This is a genomic window from Deinococcus aquiradiocola, from assembly GCF_014646915.1.
In the GTDB taxonomy this organism is placed as follows: Bacteria; Deinococcota; Deinococci; order Deinococcales; family Deinococcaceae; genus Deinococcus; species Deinococcus aquiradiocola.
In genome coordinates this window covers 78,256-96,889 of record NZ_BMOE01000012.1, presented here as the reverse complement: position 1 = coordinate 96,889, position 18,634 = coordinate 78,256, and the positions used below count along the sequence as shown (strand labels likewise).

Genomic DNA, 18,634 nt, shown 5'->3' with positions numbered 1-18,634 from the left:
CGGAGCGCCACGGTGCTGAAGCGCCTGCAGGCGAGCCTCCCGTGGGGGCCGGGCCGCAACGGCCTGATGCTGCGCGCCCTGCTGCTGCTCGGCCTGTGCGAACTCGTCCGTACGGGCCTGTACGTGGGGTTCCTGCCGCAGCAGCTCGCCGCCGAGAAGCTGCCGCTCACGGCGGCGGGCCTCGCGTGGACGGTGCACTACGGCGCGGACACCCTGTGCCGCTCGCCGGGCGGGCACCTCGTGGAACGCTTCGGGCTGCGGCCCGTGCTGGCCGTCGGGGCGCTCGTGAGTGTCCTGACGGTGTTCGCCATGCCGTTCGCGCCGACCACGCTGGCCCTCGTGGCGCTCGCGGCGCTGCACGGCGCGGCCATCAGCCCGCTGTGGCCCGCCGTGATGACGCTCTCCAGCGTCCTCGCGCCGGAGGACGCGCAGCCGCGCGCCGTGTCGCTCGTGAGCGTCGCGGCTGGCCCCTTCACCGGCATCGGCTTCCTGGGGATCGGCGCGCTCGCCAGCGTGCACTTCGCGGACAGCAACTCCGCGTCGCGGCTGCACGACATCGGCGGGTGGCCGCTCGCGGTGCTGCTCGCCGTGCAGGGCCTCGCGTTCCTGCTGAGCTTCACCCTGAAGGCCGGACCGCTGCGGCCCGACACGCCGCGCCGCGCGGCCGCGCCCGTCAGTCTGCGCCGCACGCTCGCCTTCCTGATCCCGGCGGCCCTCGTGCAGACGCTCGCGCTGAGCCTGCTGGGGCCCGTCATCACGCCGTTCACGGAACACATGGGGCTCGGGCAGTGGGGGCTGGGCGGCCTGCTGGTGGCCGGGGCGGGCACCGCGTACGCGCTGCTGGGCGTCACGGGCCGCCTCACCACGCGCTACGGGGCGCGCCCCATGTTGACCCTGGGCCTGCTGCTCGCCGCCGCCGGACTGGCCCTGATGGCGACCATGCCGCCCCTGTGGATGTACTTCGTGCTGGCCGCCGTGCTCGGCGTGGGGTACGCGTGCCTGCTGCCCGGCTGGGGCGGCCTCGTCGCGGGCCTGCTGCCGCAGGAGGGACGCGCGGCCAGCTGGGGCGTCGTGATGACGGCCGAGAACGTCGGCATGGCGAGCGGACCGCTGCTCGGCACCTTCGCCTGGGACCGCCTCGGGATGAGCGCGCCGTTCCTGGTGGGCGCGGGCCTGTTCGTGCTGACGGCCAGCGTGTACCTGTGGCCGCGCCGCGCGGCGGCCCCGGAGTGACGCGCCGCGCGGCCGCGTGGGGCCTGCTCGGCCTGCTGGGCGGCAGCGTCCTTGCCGCCGACCTGCTCGGACGGCAGCTGGGCCTCGGCGCGCTCGGTGCACGCCCGGAGCCGGGCGCGCCGCGCGTCGCCCTGACCTTCGACGACGGCCCCAGCCCCTTCACGCCCGACCTGCTCGACCTGCTCGCCCGGCACGGCACGCAGGCCACCTTCTTCCTGACCGGCGAGCGCGTCCGCCGCGACCCGCACGCCCTGCAGGCCATGCGGGACGCCGGGCACCAGCTGGAATCGCACGGCCTCACGCACCGCCACGCCCTGACCCTCACGCCCTGGCAGGAGGCGCGGCACGTCTCGTGGCACCCCGACCCCGCCCGGCCCGGCCGACTGTACCGGCCCCCCTGGGGCGGGCACTCGCCGTTCACGCGCCTCCTCACGCGCCTCGCCGGGGCGCGCGTCGCCCTGTGGAGCGCCGAGTCCCGCGACTGGCTCCCGCAGGACGGCCACACGCTCGCCCTCGACCTGCTCCGCACCGTCCGGGCGGGCGACGTGATCCTGCTGCACGACGGCCCGGACGCCGGACGCGCCGAACGCACCCGCGCGCTCCTCGTGACGCTGCTGCCTGCCCTGCAGGAACGCGGCCTGCGGCCCGTCCTGCTGAACGACCTCCCGCCCGGCCGTATCGGCCTGCGGGACGGCTGGCGGCGCCTGCACGCCATGTGGCGCGCCCCCACCTCACGCTGACACGCCCGCCGCCACCAGGGCACAGCGGGGAAGCGAGCGGGACGCGCCGGAAGGTGTTAGCATCCCCCTGAACACCCGTTCCCGCACCGGGACTGCCCCGGCAGGCCCCACCCCACCACTCGGCGTCCCGTGACGCAGGAGGTTCCCATCAGCGTTCCAGCCAGCAGCGAGACGACCCCCACGGCCGAGGACCACCAGACGGCCGGGCCGCACGAGACGATCTTCACCATCGAGGCGACCCCCGTCAAGTTCGGGGCGGGCGCCGCCCACGACGCCGGATGGGAACTGCGGCGGCTCGGCGTGACGCGCGCCTTCGTGGTCGTGGACCCCGAAGTGCGCGCGCGCGGCGTGGCCGACCCCATCCTGCAGCGCATGCGGGACGCGGGCGTCGACCTCGTCGAGTACGACGACGTGGACACCGAACCCAGCATCCACGCCTTCGCGCGCGCCGTGCACGCTGCCCGCGAGGCCCGCGTGGACGGCTTCGCGGCCATCGGCGGTGGGAGCGCCATCGACACCGCGAAGGTCGCGAACCTCGTCAGCACGCACGGCGGCGAGATCATGGACTACGTGAACCCCCCGGTCGGCGGGGGCCGCAAACCGCCCTCCGCGCTGCGGCCCCTGCTCGCCATTCCCACCACGCCCGGCAGCGGCAGCGAGGCCACCACCGTCGCCATCCTCGACATTCCCGAACTGCACCTCAAGACCGGCATCAGCCACCGCACCATGCGGCCCGCGCAGGCCATCGTGGACCCCGAACTGACGCGCACCGCGCCCTCCGCCGTGATCGCCTCGGCGGGCCTGGACGTGGTGTGCCACGCCGCAGAGAGCTTCCTGAGCCGCCCGTACACCACCCGCCCCCGCCCCGCCACGCCCGACGACCGACCCCCCTATCAGGGCAGCAACCCCGTCGCGGACCTGTGGTCCAGTCAGGCGCTCCGCTACGGCGGGCAGTACCTGCGGCGCGCCGTCGCCAGCGACGACGACGTGGAGGCGCGCGGCTTCATGATGCTGAGTGCCACCATGGCCGGCGTCGGCTTCGGCTCGGCCGGCGTGCACATCCCGCACAGCTGCGCGTACCCCATCGCGGGCCTGCGGCACACGTACCGCCATCCCGGCTACCCCGGCACGAAGCTGTTCGTCCCGCACGGCTTCTCCGTGATCGTGACGGCGCCCGCCAGCTTCCGTTTCACCTTCGACGCCGCGCCCGAACGGCACCTGCAGGCCGCGACCTGCCTGACCGGCGAGACGTACGCGCCCGGCGACCGCGACGCCCTCCCGAACGCATTGATCGCCCTGATGCGCGACATCGGCGCGCCGAGCGGCGTGGCGGAACTCGGGTACGGCGAGGACGACCTGCCCGCCCTAGTCGAGGGGGCCCTCAAGCAGCAGCGTCTGCTGGCCGTCGCCCCGAAGATGCCGACCGCGCAGGACCTGGAAGGCATCCTGCGCGACTCCATGCACAACTGGTGATCCGACCTGCGCTGCCGGGCGGTGGGGTGTGGTCCCCGCCCGGCACGTCTGCGAGCGGGGAAGAGGCGATCAACAAGAAGGGCCGGAATCCATGATTCCGGCCCTTCTTCTTCTTGGTGGAGCCAAGCGGGATCGAACCGCTGACCTTCTGAATGCCATTCAGACGCGCTCCCAGCTGCGCCATGGCCCCGCTCAAGCTCAGATAGAGTATCAGCGCTTCCCTGTTCTGTCAACTGCCCGCGTGTGCTGCACGCGTCCCATGACCTGCCGCGCGGCCCACAGCAGCACCGGCAGCAGCGCCAGCGGCCACCAGCCGCCCATCAGCCGCAGCGGTCCACTCGGCGCGAAGCGTGCCTCGCCGCGCAGGTAGGCCGCCAGTGCCCGCTCGTCCTCCCGCCACGCCGGGTCATCCATGCCCCCCTGCGGCAGCGAGGCGGGCGGCGGGGGAGGGGACGGCAGGTGCAGGTCGGCGTGCAGCACGCCCGTCACGTACCCGTTCTCACGCGCGTCGCCGCTCCCGGCCCGCAACCGCTTCCCCAGCGCCCGCAGCGCGTCCCGCGGCCCGTCCGGCGTCACCCACGGCATGAGCGCCAGGAACCCGGGCCGGGGCGGCGTCATCACGTACCCGCGCGCGGCGGGCGCCTCGTCGGCCGGGCCGGTGATGGCGCTCTGCCCGTCGAAGGTCAGGTCCAGCAGGTTCCCGACCACCATCGGATTCACCGCGTACCGGATCTGCCGGGACGTGGCCGTCACCTGCCAGGCGCTCTCCAGCCACGCGAGCGGCTGATCGCGCGGCGCCTGCCCCTCCGGGTAGATGCCTTCCAGGCCCGTCCACGGGCTGCCGTTCGCGTCCGGCTGCAGCAGCACCGTGCACCCCAGCCGCTCCAGCCGCGAGATCACGTCCGCGCGGAACGCGTCCAGGCTGATCGCCACGCCCAGCTCGCCCGCCGGGGTGCCGTACACGCGCACGTCCTCCAGACGGCCGGGCGACAGGTCCACCCCGCCGCCCTCCTCGTCCGGCGTGAGGTGCACCTTGCTCGTCGCGCCGACCAGTGACCCGTCCGGCGCGAGCATCACCGTCTGGTTGCGCAGCGCCGACCCCGCCCGCCGCACCCGCCCGCCCCGCACGCGGTACTCCGGCATGGGGACGCTGCCGCACACGAGATACACGCCGTACTCGCGCGCCAGGTCCCGGCAGGTGTCGAGGTACAGGGCGACGTTCGCGTCCGCGCCCGCCAGCTGCAGGGCCCGCACGGGCGACACCCGTTCCCGCAGCATGAGGGGCAGCACGCTCGGCAGGTGATGCACGAACAGCAGCGCGGCCGCCCACTCGAAGCGGCCCGTGCGTGCCGCCAGCCACCCGCCGCGCAGCACCAGCGGCAGGCCGTTCAGTTCCGTCAGCACCACCAGGTTCGTCCCGCCCGGCCGCAGGTGAGGGCGCGCCGCCACCAGCTGCCCGGACATCCACGCCCGGAACCGCGCGCCCGTCAGGAACGCGTCCGCGCTCCACTTCGGCTGTACCGCCACCGCCCGCACCTGCCGCGTCCCGCCGCCCGCCGAGTCAGAAGTCACGCCCAGAGCGTACCCGACACCACGCCACAAAAAACACCACCCCCGGAGGAGTGGTGCGGGCAGAACCTGTCCGGACGACCTGAGGTCGCGGTGGGGTTACTTGACGATGCGCTGGCCGCGGCGGATGGAGAGCTTGTCCGTCAGGGCGATGTAGCCGTCGTAGTCGGTGCGCTCCATGTACTTCAGCAGACGGCGGCGCTGGCCGTTCATCAGCTGCAGGCCGCGCTGGCCGTGCTTGTCCTTCTTGTTGGTGCCCAGGTGACGGGCGAGGTTCTGGATGCGCTCGGTGAGGAGGGCGATCTGCACGGCGGTGCTGCCGGTGTCGCTGTTGCCCTTGGCGTGCTCCTTGATGATGCCGCCCTTCTTGTCCTGGTATCCCTGGTTGTAGCTCATGTTGTGCCTCTCGTGTTGCGTAGTCTCGCGCGCCAGAGCCAGAGAAGACCTCGACCCTCGGCGGCGGCAAGAGGAAGTGTACCACCCGCGACCCGGTCAGGGCAATTGACAAAACGCCCGACCGACCCTAAACTTTTCTGGCCCTCTTACCAGGGGCCGCGCGCCGGAAGGTGCTGCGGGTGTGCTGAGGTGGCGGAATTGGTAGACGCACTAGCTTGAGGTGCTAGCGCCGCGAGGCGTGTGGGTTCAAGTCCCATCTTCAGCACCACACCACGATTGCAGGGTCACGGCTTCGGCAGTGACCCTGTAATCGTCTTGTTTCCCCGCCCATAGGTCCGGGCTGCCGCGCATTCTTGTACCGGGTCCACCGGGCCGGGGTACACTCCGGGTATGAACTTCGAGACGCTCCGTCTCACCCGCGAGGGTGAGGTGGCCACCCTGACCATCGTGTCCAAGAAAGGCAGCATGGGCCCCACCTTCTGGCCCGAACTGCAGCGCGCCACCGCCGCCCTCGGGGACGCCCGCGTCCTCATCCTGCGCGGGCAGGAACTCTTCAGCGCGGGCCTGGACGTCAAGGCGTCCGCCGCCGGGCTCGGCGAGGCGCTCGGGAACCGCGACCTGTTCCGCGCGCAGGTGGCCCCCATGCACGCCGCCTTCGAGGGCGTCGCCGCGCTCCCCATCCCGGTCATCGCGGCCGTGCACGGCTGGTGCATCGGGGCGGGCACGGAACTCATCAGTGCCGCCGACATCCGCCTGTGCAGCGAGGACGCCCGCTTCAGCCTGCCGGAAGTGCGCCTCGGGATCGCCGCCGACCTGGGCGGCCTGCAGCGCCTGCCCGGCATCGTCGGCCAGGGCTGGACGCGGCAGCTCGCGCTGACCGGCGAACCCATCGGCGCCCGCACCGCCGAACGCATCGGCCTCGTCACCGAGGTGCACGCCACCCCGGACGCGCTGTTCGCGCGTGCTGCCGCCCTCGCGCAGCACCTCGCGGCCCTGCCGCCCCGCGCGCTCGAAGGAACCAAACGCGTCCTGAACGCTGCCCTGCCGCACCACGAGAGCCTGATGCAGGCCGTCGACTGGAACGCCGAGCACATGACGGCCGACGCCATCACCGCCCTGCTGCGCCGCTGACCCCACCCGCCCCACTCAGCCCCCTCCGGAGAACGCCATGACGAACCCCACCCGCACCCCCAACAACCAGCCGCACCCCGCCTCCAGCACCTTCCGCCCGGACCTGCTCGCCGGGAAGCACGCCCTGATCACGGGCGGCGGGAGCGGCATCAACCTCGGCATCGCGCAGAGCTTCGCCGCGCACGGCTGCGCCGTCACCATCCTCGGGCGGAACCTGGAGAAGGCGCAGCGGGCCGCGCAGGGCATCGTGGACGCGGGCGGGCGCGCCATCGGCGTGTCGGCCGACGTGCGCGACTTCGCGGCCATGCAGGCGGCCGCGCAGGCGGGCGTGGACGCGCACGGCCGCTACGACATCGTGCTGGCGGGCGCCGCCGGGAATTTCCCCGCCCCGGTGGACGGCATCAGCCCCAACGGGTTCAAGACCGTGATCGACATCGACCTGCTCGGCACGTACCACACCATCAAGGCGTGCGCGCCGCACCTGGCCGTGCCGGGCGGCAACATCCTGAGCATCAGCGCGTACGGCGTGCCGGTCCCGATGCAGGCGCACGTGGTGGCCGCCAAGGCGGGCGTGGACGCGCTCACGCAGACGCTCGCCATCGAGTGGGGCCTGCGCGGCGTGCGCGTGAACGCCATCATTCCCGGCCCGATCGACGGGACGGAAGGCATGGCGCGCCTCGCGCCGGACGAACGGACCCGCGCGCAGTTCACGCGCACCGTGCCGCTCGGGCGGTTCGGCGTGCCGCAGGACATCGCGAACGCGGCGCTGTTCCTGGTGAGCGACGCGGCCAGCTACGTGACGGGCGTGATCCTGCCGGTGGACGGCGGGCAGAACATGCTGGGCGGCGCGCCGCAGTACCAGATGATGCTTGGCATGCAGGAAGCGCAGGCGAAACAGGCCGCCCAGGAATCGCAGGCCGCTCAGAAACCGGACTGATCCGGGAGAGGCGCGCAGGAAGCAGCCACCCGCCCGGGACAGGGCGCGGCGGGACTGAAGTGCATCTTCAGTCCCGCCGCTTCTTTGCTGGGGTCCGGTTGTTCCCGGGTTCCGGGCGGGTCAGGAGGGGGTGGGTTCGCCGCTCAGGCGTCCGGCGGCCGTCTCGCGTCGCCCGGTGGCCGGGACGAGACGGCCCGCGCGGCCCAGTCCGGAGGCGGGCATGTCCACGTACACGGCCTCGTACTGACCGGCCGCGACGCGGTACGTCTCGTGCCAGATGCCGACCGCTCCGGCCGCCGCGCGCGCCTTGAGGTTGAAGGCGCGCCACGCGGGAAGGTGCTGGTGCTCGCGGGCGCGGGCGTAGGCGTTCAGGTGCTCGGTGCTGCGCCAGTACTGGATGAGGGTCAGGCCCGCGTTCTGGCCGCCCAGCAGGCCGAGTTCCGGCTGGCGGGCCAGTTCCGTCAGCATCCTGGGCATGGCGAGGAACACCGGCAGCCACACGTCCAGGCGCCACCACTGCCGGATGCGGAAGCCAATGATGAACACCACGAAGTCCCCGTCGATCTCGGCGGCGAGCCGGACGGGGCGGCGGGCGTGGCCGGGGAGGGCGGGGGTCTGGGGGGCGGCTGTGGTGTCCGGGGAGGGGGCCGTGGGGGAATGGGTCATGCTGCGCTCCTGGCCGCCGACCATTCAACTCGAATGGTCCAGTCTGGACGGTCTGAAGTGAGTGTATACTCCCTGCGTGACCGCCGCAAGCCCCGCCCCGCCCCCCGAACCGGCCCTCGGACCCTCCGCGTACATCGTGCTGGGCCTCCTCGCCCAGAACGGCCCCGGCACCTCCTACGACCTCAAACGCTGGGCGGACGAATCCGTCGGCTTCTTCTGGACCTTCCCGCGCTCGCAGCTGTACGCCGAACCGCAACGCCTGTCGGCCCTCGGCCTGCTGCAGGAGGCGCAGGAGGACGGCGGGCGCCGCCGCCGCACGTACCACGTCACCCCGGCGGGCCTCGTCGCCCTGCGCGCGTGGCTGGCCCAGCCCGCCGACTTTCCCGAACTGCGCGACCTGGGCCTCCTGAAACTCTTCTTCAGCGCGCACGGCGAAGCGCACGCCGTGACCGCCCTGGCCGCCGAGCAGCTCGCCCTGCACCGCGCGCGCCTCGCGGAGTACGAGCGCCTGCACGCCCACCTGACCTCCTGCCTGCCCGGCCCTGAGCAGGTCCAGCCGCTCCGTATGGGCCTGCTGTACGAACGCGCCAGCATCGCCTTCTGGACCGAAGTGCAGGACGGCAGCGCCGCACCCGCCACACCGTCCTGACGCCGACCGGACCACCCTCCGGACCCGCTACACTGCCCGCGTGAGATTGCACACGCTGCGGCAGGACGGCGCCCACCACCGGGCCTGGGGAGACACGGACGTACTGGAACTGAGCTGCGCCGCGCCCGGCGTGCTCCGTATCCGCCTCGCGGCCGGCGCCAGGGACGCCTACATGACGTACCCGCACCTGCCGCCCAAGGTGAGCGCCATGCTCGCCCCGAACCGCCCCGCGCCCCTGCCGCTCACGCCCGGCACGGCCCAGCCGGGCGAGTGGTGCCTCACGGGCGGCGGCCTGAGCGTCACCGTGACGCAGGCGACCGGGCATATTCGCGTGCAGGAACTCCACGACGACGGCACGCCCGGCCGCACCCTCGCCGAACTGCACGACTGGACGACCACCCCGGACCCCGTCCGCCGCCGCACCGCCGCCCTGCACGCCCCGCCCGCGCACAGTTACCTGGGCTTCGGGCAGAAGGTCGGGCCGCTCGACAAGCGCGGCATGCACCTCACCTTCTGGAACACCGACTGCTTCCCGCACCACCTCGACACCGACCCCATGCACCTCACCGTGCCGTTCACGACCGTCCTCACCCCGCAGGGCCAGGCGCACGGCCTGTTCATGGACGAATCCTGGCGCAGCGAGATCGACGTCGCCCGCCGCGACCCCACCCGCCTCACCCTCACGAGCGCCGGACAGGAACTCGACCTGTACGTCCTGCAGGGCCCCACCCCGCAGGGCGTCCTGCGCCGCTACGCCGACCTGACCGGCCACGCGCCCCTCCCGCCCCTCTGGTCGCTGGGCGCCGGGCAGTCCCGCTGGGGCTACAAGTCCGCCGACGAGATCCGCAGCATCATCGCCGCGTACCGGGAGCACGACCTGCCGCTCGACAGCGTGTACCTCGACATCGACTACATGGACGCCTACAAGGTCTGGACCTGGGACAACAGCCGCTACCCCGACCCGGCCGCCCTCGTGAAGGAGGCCCGCGAGGCCGGCGTGCACCTCGTGCCCATCGTGGACCCCGGCGTGAAGGCCGAACCCGGCTACGACGTGTACGCGAGCGGCACCGCCGCCGACCACATGGTCCGCACCGCGCGCGGCGACGTGCTGCTCGGCGAGGTGTGGCCCGACCCGGCCGCCTTCCCGGACTTCACGCGCCCGCCCGTGCAGGACTGGTGGGCGGACCTGCACAAACGCTTCACGGACCTCGGCATCACCGGGCAGTGGAACGACATGAACGAACCCGCCAACTTCAGCCTGCGCGGCACGCCCAGCACGCTCGGCATCACGGGCTTCAACGTCGGCCAGCAGTACACCGAAGGCAAGACCCTCCCGTACGACGCGCGGCACGGCAACCGCACGCACCTTGAAATGCACAACGTGTACGCCAACGGCATGGCCGAAGCGGCCCGCACCGGCTACGCCCGCCACGCGCCCGCCGTGCGGCCCTTCATCCTCACGCGCGCCGGCGCGGCAGGCATCCAGCGTTCCGCCGCCGTGTGGACCGGCGACAACGCCTCCCGCTGGTCGCACCTGCAGCTCAGCCTCCCCATGCTGATGGGCCTCGGCCTGAGCGGCATTCCCTTCAGCGCGCCGGACGTGGGCGGCTTCGACCTCGACAGCAGCGGCGAACTGCTCGCCCGCTGGTACCAGGCGGCCCTCGGGTACGCCTTCCTGCGCAACCACGCCAGCAACTTCACCGCCTACCAGGAACCGTGGCGCTTCGGGGAACCGTACCTCAGCGTGATCCGCGAGGCTCTCCAGATGCGTTACCGGCTCCTGCCGCACCTGTACACCCTGACGCACCAGGCCACCACCGGCGCCCTCCCGCCCCTGCGGCCCCTGGCCCTGCACCACCCGCAGGACCCGCAGGCCCGCACCGAGGCCAGCAGCTACCTGCTCGGCGAGGGCCTGCTCGTCGCGCCCGTCCTGCACGCCAACACCGCGCAGCGCCAGGTGTACCTGCCCGGCACGGACCGCTGGACCGAGACCTTCAACCTCTCCGCCTTCGGCGACACGCACGACGGCCAGCGCAGCGTCACGGCGCACGCGGCCCTCAACACCCTGCCCATCTACCTGCGCGCCGGGCACGCCGTGCCGCTCACCGACACCGCGCCGCACACCACGCACGCCCGCTGGGAGCGCCTCTCGTGGCTCGCGCACGCCGGACCGGACGGCCTGCAGGGCACACTGTACGAGGACGACGGCGAGGGCCACGGCCCGCACCGCCTGACGCGCCTGTGGGCGGAACGCAGCGGCACGCGCCTCGTGATCGGCCGTCAGGAGGAAGGCGACCTGCCCCGCACCGTCCGCACCGAACAGCTGCACCTGACGGGCCTGGACGCCGTGACGGACGTGCAGGGCGCCCGCAGCCACCGCTTCGAGGACGGCCTGCTGCGCGTCACGCTGCCGGAAGGCTGGACCGAGATCAGCATCCTGACGGGCGAGCGGTAAACCCGGCGTCCGGGCAGATCATACGGTTTTGAGCTGAACTTGTAGAGTTCAGCCGAGCGAAGCGAGTGCCAACAAATACGGTTTGGAGGAGATGGAAGCGGGCAGGCGTCCTGCAGGGCGTCCGTTCTGCCCAAGAAGGGATGACGGTGCTGTTTCCGGCATCCCTGGAATCGGATCAAAACCGTAATCAGGTGTCCGGGCAGACCGTCAGGCCGGGCGTCCCGCTCAGTCGAGGGCGTTCTGCAGGTGCGTGAGCGGCCCGCTGCGTTCGTCGCCCTGCACGACGATCACGTCGAAGCGGCATGGCAGGTCGTCCCGGCCGTGCTCGCGCGTCAGGTACGTCAGGGCCGCGCGGCGCAGCAGCGCCACCTTGCGCGGCGTGACGCTCTCCAGCGCGCTGCCGTGCGCCACGCCGCGCCGCTGCCGGACTTCCGTGAACACCGTGACCGGCCCGTCCAGCGTCACGAGGTCCAGCTCGCCGCCCGGCACGCGGTAGTTGCGGGCGAGCAGCGTGTGGCCCGCCGCGAGCAGGTGCGCGAGGGCGCGGTCCTCGGCGTGCGCGCCCTTCACGGCCGCGTGTGCCTGCCGGTCAGCGGCCGAGCCACGCGCGCCACGCCCGGAAGTCCGGCACGACCTGCGCCGCGCCCGCCGCGATCAGGACCGGCTCGGCCTGCGTGGTGCTGAGCGCCACGACGCGGCACCCGGCCCCGGCGGCGCTGCGGACCCCGTTCACGGCGTCCTCGTGCGCGAGGCAGTCGCGCGGGTCGAGGTTCAGGAGCTGCGCGCCCATCACGTACGGCTGCGGGTCGGGCTTGCCGCGCTGCACGCTCTCGCCCAGGATGCGTCCGGCGAAGAAGTGCGCGATCTCCAGCGCGCCGAGCGCGAAATCGGTGTTGACGTGGTCGGCGCTCGTCACGATCACGGCCGGGATGCCCAGGTCACGCAGGCCCGTCAGGTACTCCGCGAGGCCCGGTATCGGCTGCAGCTGCCCTTGCGCGAGCTGCCGGTAGCGGGCCTCCTTGGCGTGATGGAAGTGCTCCGCGAGGTCCGCGTCCGGCACCTGCCCGGTGAGGCGCTCGATGATCTCGGGGTTGCGTCCGCCGTCCACCTTGGTGTCGAGGTCGTGTTCGCTGAGGTCCAGGCCCAGCAGTTCCAGCGCGAGTTCCTTCCACGCGAGCCGGTGGAAGTGGTTGTTGTCGGTCAGGACGCCGTCCATGTCGAACAGGACGGCGCGCGGGGCGGGGGTGGGGGTCACGGTGTCTCCTGGGGGTCCGGTGCGTGTCCGAGCGCGGCGAGCAGCTGGCAGTACAGGGCGGCGGCGTCCCGCGCGACGTCGGCCAGGGGGCCGTCCTCGTTGCGTTCGTGCGCGACGAGCAGCGCCTGGGACAGCACGTCCGCGTACACGGGCCAGCGCGTCACGCTCGCCGCTGCGGGCGCGGTCACTGCGGGTACTGTTGCTGCGGGTACGTTCGCTGCGGGTCCGGTTGCCGGAGGCACGGCGGCGGCAGGTGCGCGGCGGTCGTGCCGCTCGCCCTGCAGGACGCCGAGCGCCTCCAGGCTCGCGGCGCGTTCCGCGTCCCGCTTGCTGCGGCCCGCCCCGCGCCCCAGCACGCGCTCGCCCACCAGGACCGTCGTGCGGAAGGACGGCGCGTGACCGGGACCGTCCGCCTCGTTCACGAAGCCGGGGTCCGGCAGGCCCAGCGTGCGGCACGCCGCGATCAGGTCCCCCTTGGCGTTGCTGTCGCGCGCCGCGTCCGGCTGGCCGTTCACGCTCACACGTCCCGGCGGTCGAAGGCGAAGATCGACAGCAGGCAGAAGCCGACCGTGTAGATCACGAGCAGGATGATCGACTGCGTGATGTTGCCCTGACGCAGGAACAGGTCGAGGTGCGTGGTCAGCAGGATCTGCTGGAAGCCCTCCGGGAACACCGTCAGCAGCCGCATGATCTGCAGGGTGGCGATGGTGGCGAGCGCCGCGGCCGCCGTGTTCAGGAACGCCACGCCGAACAGCATGGCGAGCGCCGCGATGGGCGCCATCACGAGCGCGCCCAGCAGGTACCCGCGCAGCACCTGCGCGAACGCCACGCCGGACGACAGGGCGCCCTGACCGATGAAGCCGCCCGGCCCCAGTCCGCTGCCGCCCACGAAGTCCCCGTACCCGAGCCGCAGGCCCGCCAGGAAACTCCCGACGAGCAGCACCAGCAGCAGCAGCGCCGGGTACACGAGCGCCGTGAGGAGCTTCGAGAGGATCACGCGGTTGCGGTCGATGGGGCGCAGCAGCAGCGGCGCCAGCGTGCCCTGCGCGACCTCCGTGCCGATCATCTCGGCGCAGCTGAGCGCCACGAACAGCGGCAGCACGAACTGCACGCTCGTGATGAGCGAGATGGCGGGGACCTGGAAGCCGCTCGTGAGGACCAGGCCGTACACCTGCTGCAGTCTCGGCGCGAGCGACCAGATCCACGGGAGCAGGAAGCAGATCACGATGGCGATCCGGACGCTGCGCGCGCCGAGCAGTTTGCGCAGTTCGAGCGTGAGGAGCGTCAGCATGCCGTCACCGCCGGGCGCGCGGGCCGCAGGGGAGGGAAGGGCTGGGTCTGGAGGGGTCGGTGCTTCGTCATGCCTGTTCCACCCGTTCGCGGTAGTACTCGTAGAGGTCGAAGTGGTCGGGGGTGGCCTCGTACACGCGGATGCCGCCCTGATGCAGCGCCGACAGCGCTTCCGGCACGCGCGACTCGCCGCCCAGGTGCGCCACCGCGTACGGCGTGCGCGACGTGGCGCGACGCACGAACGGCAGGCGCTCCAGCAGTTCCGCCGCGCCCTGCGGGTCGTCCACCCGGAAGCGGTACGCGGCCTGACGGCTGCGCAGGTCCACGTGGTCCACCATGCGGCCGCCCGTCAGGATGCCGACCGTGTGCGCGTACGTGGAGATCTCCCGCAGGTGGTGCGTGGACAGGATGACGGCGCAGCCGCTCGTGGCGAGGCTCGTCACGATGCGGTGGATGAGGTTGATGCCGAGCGGGTCGAGGCCGCTCGTCGGCTCGTCCAGGATCAGCACCTTCGGTTCGGCCAGCATGGCGGCCGCCACGCCCAGCCGCTGCCGCTGCCCGAGCGAGTACTCGCCCACCTTGCGGTCTGCCATGCGCGTCAGTTCCAGCAGGGCCAGCACCTCGCGGATGCGGTCGCGGCTGACGCGCACGCCGTTGGGCGCCATCGCGGCCAGCTGCGCGTGCATGTTGAGGTTCTCGGTGCCGCTGAACTGCGGGTAGAACCGTGCGGGCGCCTCCACCACCGCGCCCAGGTACGCGCGGGCGCGCGGGCCGTCCTCGTGGACGTTGCGGCCCATCAGGAACACCTTGCCCCGGGTGGGAAAGGCGAGGCCCGTCAGGGTACGGATGAGGGTCGTCTTGCCCGCACCGTTCGGGCCGGTCAGGGCGTACACCTCGCCGGGCTTGACGCTGAGATTCACGTCCTCCAGCACCACGGCGTCGCGGTATCTCTTGTGGAGGCCGCGCACCTCGATGGCGCTGGGCGCGGGAGCAACGGTCTTGGTCACGCCGTACAGCCTAGCGCACCTTGAGCTTCGCTCACATTACACATCGGCCCCCGGCCGGGGGGGACGGGGGGCTGCCGCGTCAGGCGGGGCGCACCTCGTGGAAGGTCTCCTGCGTGATGCGGTCGGCGGCCTTGCGCATGAAGTCCACCGTGCTGAGCGCCTGCGTGCGGTGGCACGCGATGGCCGTCAGTTTCCGCGTCACGTAGCGGGTCACGTCGCGCGTCACGTTGGGCGGCAGGTACTCGGCCAGCAGCGCCTCGTTCTCGGGCGGGGTGGGGCTCGCGTAGTACCACAGGGCCGGGCGTTCCGCCTCCGGCAGGAGGTCCCACGCGGCCTTCACGGCGCGGTGCGTGGTCACGTGGTCCGGGTGGCCGTTGCTGCCGTTCGGGGGGAAGGTCAGGACCGTCTGCGGGCGGTGGCGGCGCATCGCGTCCAGCGCCACCTGCACCAGCGGCCCGAACGGCTCGTCCTTCAGGTACTTGTCGGGGAAGCTCATGTGCTCGTGGATCTGCACGCCGATCACGTCCAGGCACGCGCGCAGCTCCACCTCCCGGATCCGCCCGAGTTCCTCCGGGCCGTCCGCGAGGCCCAGCGTGCGGCCCGCCTCGCCCTTCGTGAGCGTGACCAGGCCGACCGTGTCGCCCGCCTCCACGTACTCCATCAGGGTGCCGGACGCGCCGTACACCTCGTCGTCAGGGTGAGGAACGATGAGCAGCAGCCGGGGACGCGGGGTCGTCATGCCGGTCAGGATACGACGACCCCGCCCGCGCGAACCGGGACGCGGCTCGCCTTCCACGCCAGATGGCGGATGCAGCGCGGGCCGGTCCCGGCGCACCATGAGGCATGACGCCCGACCTCCTCATCCGCCCGGTGCGCTTCCCGGACGACTACGCGGCCGCCGCTGCCGTCCTGAGCGCCAGCAACCCCGAATGGCCCGTGACGGCCGAACTGCTGCGGCACGAGCACGAGCACCGCGACCCGGCCCTGTACTTCACGTCGCTCGTCGCCGAGCGCGGCGGGCACCTGCTGGCCGTGATGGGCGTCGGGCACGACGACTTCGCCTTCGAACCGTGGCGGTACTGGGCGAACCTGCAGGTCCACCCGGACGCGCGCCGCCAGGGCGTGGGGGCCGCCCTGTACCGCGACTTCCTGCAGATCGTGCAGGAGCGCGGCGCGCGTGAGGTCCGCACCATGCTCAGCGAGACGGACGCGCCCGGCCTGGGCTTCCTGCAGGCGCGCGGCTGGCAGGAGACGTGGCGGCGGCACGAGTTCCGGCTGCACACCGCGCACGCCGACCTGACTGCCATGCCAGACCTGGGGCACCTGCGCCTGGAGACGCTCGACGCCCTCACGCGCGACCCTCAGCGAGACGCGCGGCTGCACGAACTCGACTGGCTGCTCTTTCAGGACGTGCCGATGGGGCAGACGCTCACGCGCCGCCCGCTGGAGGCGTGGGTGCAGCAGGAACTGCAGGACCCGGCCGTGCGGCCGCACCTGTCGTTCGTGCTGCTCGACGACCGCCGGGACGACCCGCTCACCGGCCCGTACGTGGGGTACACCACGCTGGGAGAGAATCCCGGCGGGTTCCACTACATCGGCATGACCGGCGTGCTGCGCGAGTACCGCGGGCGGGGCCTGGCACGCGCCCTGAAGCTCGCGTCCATGCGGGCCCTGCAGGCGGCGGGAGGCGGCGAGATCCGCACCTTCAACGACCCGCCCAACACCGCCATGATCCGCATGAACCGCGCGCTCGGCTTCCAGCCGCAGCCCGACCGGCTGCGGCTGGAACTGCGCCTGGGGACGCCGTGACCTTCACGGTGCGTCCCGCCACGCCCCAGGACCTGCCGGGCGTGGCGGACCTGTACAGCGCCGACCGGCCCGGCAACCCCGCCACGCCCGCCATCCTGCGCGGCATGGACGAGGCGCAGGCCCTTGCGGGTGCCGCGCACGCCCGCCTCGTCGCGGTGCGGGACGGGCAGGTGATCGGCGCGGCCGAACTGCTCGAACCGCTCGGCGCCCGCGCGCCCGGCAGCTTCTGGCTGGAACTGGTGGTGCGGCAGGGCGCGCGCGGCCAGGGGGTCGCCACGCGCCTCGCCTCGGCACTGCGCGCCGCGCTGGAACCGCACGCCCCCACCCGCCTGAAGGTCGTGGTGAGCGAGGCGAACCCCGTCGCGCTGAGGTTCGCGCAGCGGCACGGCTTCCACGAGACGGAACGCTACTGGGACCGCACCCTGCCGCTCGCGCACTTCGACGCGGCCCGCCACGCCCGGCCCCTCCCGCCCGGCATGACCGTCACCACCCTCACCGAGTACCGCCGCAGCGTCCCGGACGCCGACGCCCGCCTGCACCCCCTGTATGAGGAGGCCCGCGCCGACCTGCCGCGCGACCCCGGCGAGACGTACACGCCGCTCCCGCTGGAGCACCTGACGGCCTTCCTCGCGCCGCTCGACCCGGACCTCGTGTTCGTCGCGCGGCACGGACCGGACCCGCTGGGCTTCACGGCCCTCGAAGCGTCCGGCGCGCTCCCACCCACCCGCACGGGCCTGCTCACGCCCGCACCCGCCGTCCCGAACGCCGACCGGTACGAACTGATGATCGCCATGACCGGCGTGCTGCGCGCGCACCGCGGACAGGGCATCGCCCGCGCCCTCAAGCTCGCCAGCATGACGGCCGCGCGCGACGCGGGCTGGGCCGTGATCCGCACCAGCAACCACAGCGGCAACCTCGGCATGCTGCGCGTCAACGACGCGCTCGGCTTCGGCCGCGAACCGGCCCGGCTCGGCCTGCTGCGCACACTGCCCGCCGCACACCCCGCCCTCTCGGTGCCCAGCCAGGAGCGCCCATGACACCCCCCGACCTCACGGTCCGTCCCGCCACCCCGGACGACCTGCCCGCCGTGGCAGGCATCCTGAGCCTCGTGTGGCCCGACGACCCCGTCACCGTGCAGACACTCACGCTCGAGGACGACATCCAGCGCGCCGCCACGCTCCCCCTGCGGCACGGTCGCCTGCTCGCCCTGCGCGACGGGCACCCCCTGGGCTTCGCGGGCTACACGCAGCACAGCGGCATGTACCACCCGCAGCACTTCCACGTCACCGTGAACGTCGTCCCGGACGCGCGCGGGCAGGGGACCGGCCGGGCCCTCGCGGCCGCGCTGCACGCCGAACTCGCCCCGCACCACCCGACCGCGCTGCTCGCCATCACCCGCGAGGACCACCGGCGCGGCCTGGACTTCCTGGCGCGCCAGGGCTTCCGGGAAGGCGCGCATTACTTCGAGTCGCGCCTCGCCGTGCCGACCTTCGACCCCGCCCCCTTCGCGGACCGCGCCGCGCTGCCCGCCGGGTACACCCTGCACAGCCTCGCGGACCTCGGCCTGACGGACGACGTGCTGCGCGCCGTGTACGACCTGTGGAGCGAAGTCCGGCAGGACGTGCCGCGCCCGAAACCCGCCACCCCCATGCCCTACGAGCAGTTCACGTCGCGCTTCCAGGACCGCCACAGCCTGCTGCCGGAAGGGTTCCTGCTCGCCCGGCACGAGGAGAGCGGCACCTTCGCGGGCCTCAGCGAACTGTGGCGCTCCGACGGCCCGCACCTGTACACCGGCCTGACCGGCGTGCGCCGCGCCCACCGCAGGCACGGCCTCGCCCTCAGCCTGAAACTCGCCGCGCTCCGCGTGGCCGCCGCCCTGAACGCCCCCGAGATCCGCACCGAGAACGCCAGCAGCAACGCCGGCATGCTCGCCCTGAACGACGCGCTCGGCTTCCGCCGCGAGGTCGCGTGGATCGAGCACCACCGGGGTGGCAGGCGCGTGTAAGAACCGCCCCGGTACACTG

19 protein-coding genes and 2 tRNA genes are annotated in these 18,634 nt (G+C 72.8%); 11 read left to right on the top strand and 10 right to left on the bottom strand.

The window, feature by feature from the left end; all coding sequences use genetic code 11:
* Nucleotides 1–12 precede the first annotated feature (12 nt).
* From IEY33_RS15160 to IEY33_RS15150, 3 genes are all read left to right on the top strand, one after another.
* A complete protein-coding gene (locus tag IEY33_RS15160; protein WP_188964127.1) occupies nucleotides 13–1,233 on the top strand; it encodes an MFS transporter in 1,221 nt (406 codons plus the stop codon).
* Nucleotides 1,203–1,973: a polysaccharide deacetylase family protein gene (locus IEY33_RS15155; protein ID WP_229671053.1), complete on the top strand. Its 771-nt coding sequence runs from the start codon at nucleotides 1,203–1,205 to the stop codon at nucleotides 1,971–1,973. Before IEY33_RS15160 ends, IEY33_RS15155 begins: the two co-directional genes overlap by 31 nt.
* A gap of 129 nt (nucleotides 1,974–2,102) precedes the next feature.
* On the top strand, nucleotides 2,103–3,446 hold the full coding sequence (locus IEY33_RS15150) for a hydroxyacid-oxoacid transhydrogenase (protein WP_229671052.1): 1,344 nt from the start codon (nucleotides 2,103–2,105) through the stop codon (nucleotides 3,444–3,446).
* A gap of 114 nt (nucleotides 3,447–3,560) precedes the next feature.
* On the opposite strand, the gene IEY33_RS15145 is transcribed toward IEY33_RS15150, so the two are convergent.
* The 3 genes from IEY33_RS15145 to rpsO all read right to left on the bottom strand — a co-directional run bounded on the left by IEY33_RS15145 (nucleotide 3,561) and on the right by rpsO (nucleotide 5,411).
* Nucleotides 3,561–3,636 (bottom strand) — tRNA-Ala (locus IEY33_RS15145).
* 20 nt (nucleotides 3,637–3,656) lie between these two features.
* A complete protein-coding gene (locus IEY33_RS15140; RefSeq protein WP_229671051.1) occupies nucleotides 3,657–5,018 on the bottom strand; it encodes a nitrilase-related carbon-nitrogen hydrolase in 1,362 nt (453 codons plus the stop codon).
* Nucleotides 5,019–5,114: 96 nt separating this feature from the next.
* Complete coding sequence (gene rpsO / locus IEY33_RS15135) at nucleotides 5,115–5,411, bottom strand: 30S ribosomal protein S15 (RefSeq protein ID WP_188964126.1); 297 nt, start codon at nucleotides 5,409–5,411, stop codon at nucleotides 5,115–5,117.
* A gap of 183 nt (nucleotides 5,412–5,594) precedes the next feature.
* Between rpsO and IEY33_RS15130 the strand changes: the two genes are divergently transcribed.
* From IEY33_RS15130 to IEY33_RS15120, 3 genes are all read left to right on the top strand, one after another.
* A tRNA-Leu gene (locus IEY33_RS15130) sits at nucleotides 5,595–5,679 on the top strand.
* A gap of 122 nt (nucleotides 5,680–5,801) precedes the next feature.
* Nucleotides 5,802–6,542 carry an enoyl-CoA hydratase-related protein gene (locus IEY33_RS15125; RefSeq protein ID WP_188964125.1) on the top strand — a complete coding sequence of 247 codons (741 nt, stop codon included), beginning with the start codon at nucleotides 5,802–5,804 and terminating at the stop codon, nucleotides 6,540–6,542.
* A 37-nt stretch (nucleotides 6,543–6,579) separates the two neighbouring features.
* Nucleotides 6,580–7,479 (top strand): SDR family oxidoreductase, encoded by a 900-nt coding sequence (locus tag IEY33_RS15120; RefSeq protein WP_188964124.1) that lies wholly within the window; start codon nucleotides 6,580–6,582, stop codon nucleotides 7,477–7,479.
* A gap of 120 nt (nucleotides 7,480–7,599) precedes the next feature.
* Here the strand turns inward: IEY33_RS15120 and IEY33_RS15115 are convergent, their stop codons facing one another.
* Complete coding sequence (locus IEY33_RS15115; RefSeq protein WP_188964123.1) at nucleotides 7,600–8,145, bottom strand: DUF4188 domain-containing protein; 546 nt, start codon at nucleotides 8,143–8,145, stop codon at nucleotides 7,600–7,602.
* Between the two features lie 76 nt (nucleotides 8,146–8,221).
* On the opposite strand from IEY33_RS15115, the gene IEY33_RS15110 reads away from it, so the two are divergent.
* Nucleotides 8,222–8,794: a PadR family transcriptional regulator gene (locus IEY33_RS15110; RefSeq protein ID WP_229671050.1), complete on the top strand. Its 573-nt coding sequence runs from the start codon at nucleotides 8,222–8,224 to the stop codon at nucleotides 8,792–8,794.
* A 40-nt stretch (nucleotides 8,795–8,834) separates the two neighbouring features.
* A complete protein-coding gene (locus IEY33_RS15105; RefSeq protein WP_188964121.1) occupies nucleotides 8,835–11,249 on the top strand; it encodes a glycoside hydrolase family 31 protein in 2,415 nt (804 codons plus the stop codon).
* A gap of 225 nt (nucleotides 11,250–11,474) precedes the next feature.
* Here IEY33_RS15105 and IEY33_RS15100 read toward each other — a convergent pair whose 3' ends face one another.
* From IEY33_RS15100 to IEY33_RS15075, 6 genes are all read right to left on the bottom strand, one after another.
* The gene (locus IEY33_RS15100; protein ID WP_188964120.1) at nucleotides 11,475–11,819 is read right to left on the bottom strand and encodes a YraN family protein; all 345 of its coding nucleotides are present in this window, start codon (nucleotides 11,817–11,819) and stop codon (nucleotides 11,475–11,477) included.
* A gap of 19 nt (nucleotides 11,820–11,838) precedes the next feature.
* On the bottom strand, nucleotides 11,839–12,504 hold the full coding sequence (locus tag IEY33_RS15095; RefSeq protein WP_188964119.1) for an HAD family hydrolase: 666 nt from the start codon (nucleotides 12,502–12,504) through the stop codon (nucleotides 11,839–11,841).
* The gene (locus IEY33_RS15090; protein ID WP_188964118.1) at nucleotides 12,501–13,019 is read right to left on the bottom strand and encodes a putative dsRNA-binding protein; all 519 of its coding nucleotides are present in this window, start codon (nucleotides 13,017–13,019) and stop codon (nucleotides 12,501–12,503) included. Before IEY33_RS15090 ends, IEY33_RS15095 begins: the two co-directional genes overlap by 4 nt.
* 2 nt (nucleotides 13,020–13,021) lie before the next feature.
* Nucleotides 13,022–13,795: a DUF2705 family protein gene (locus IEY33_RS15085; protein ID WP_188964117.1), complete on the bottom strand. Its 774-nt coding sequence runs from the start codon at nucleotides 13,793–13,795 to the stop codon at nucleotides 13,022–13,024.
* A gap of 67 nt (nucleotides 13,796–13,862) precedes the next feature.
* Nucleotides 13,863–14,801, bottom strand: a complete 939-nt coding sequence (locus IEY33_RS15080) for an ABC transporter ATP-binding protein (protein WP_188964116.1) — start codon at nucleotides 14,799–14,801, stop codon at nucleotides 13,863–13,865.
* Nucleotides 14,802–14,880: 79 nt separating this feature from the next.
* Nucleotides 14,881–15,540, bottom strand: a complete 660-nt coding sequence (locus IEY33_RS15075; protein WP_188964115.1) for a PIG-L deacetylase family protein — start codon at nucleotides 15,538–15,540, stop codon at nucleotides 14,881–14,883.
* Nucleotides 15,541–15,644: 104 nt separating this feature from the next.
* Between IEY33_RS15075 and IEY33_RS15070 the strand changes: the two genes are divergently transcribed.
* Genes IEY33_RS15070 through IEY33_RS15060 form a run of 3 tightly spaced genes read left to right on the top strand, consistent with a single transcriptional unit; the run spans nucleotide 15,645 to nucleotide 18,615 of the window.
* On the top strand, nucleotides 15,645–16,610 hold the full coding sequence (locus IEY33_RS15070; protein WP_188964114.1) for a GNAT family N-acetyltransferase: 966 nt from the start codon (nucleotides 15,645–15,647) through the stop codon (nucleotides 16,608–16,610).
* On the top strand, nucleotides 16,607–17,647 hold the full coding sequence (locus tag IEY33_RS15065; RefSeq protein WP_188964113.1) for a GNAT family N-acetyltransferase: 1,041 nt from the start codon (nucleotides 16,607–16,609) through the stop codon (nucleotides 17,645–17,647). The genes IEY33_RS15070 and IEY33_RS15065 overlap by 4 nt, the downstream gene beginning before the upstream one ends.
* The gene (locus IEY33_RS15060; RefSeq protein WP_188964112.1) at nucleotides 17,644–18,615 is read left to right on the top strand and encodes a GNAT family N-acetyltransferase; all 972 of its coding nucleotides are present in this window, start codon (nucleotides 17,644–17,646) and stop codon (nucleotides 18,613–18,615) included. Before IEY33_RS15065 ends, IEY33_RS15060 begins: the two co-directional genes overlap by 4 nt.
* The last annotated feature ends 19 nt before the right edge of the window (nucleotides 18,616–18,634 follow it).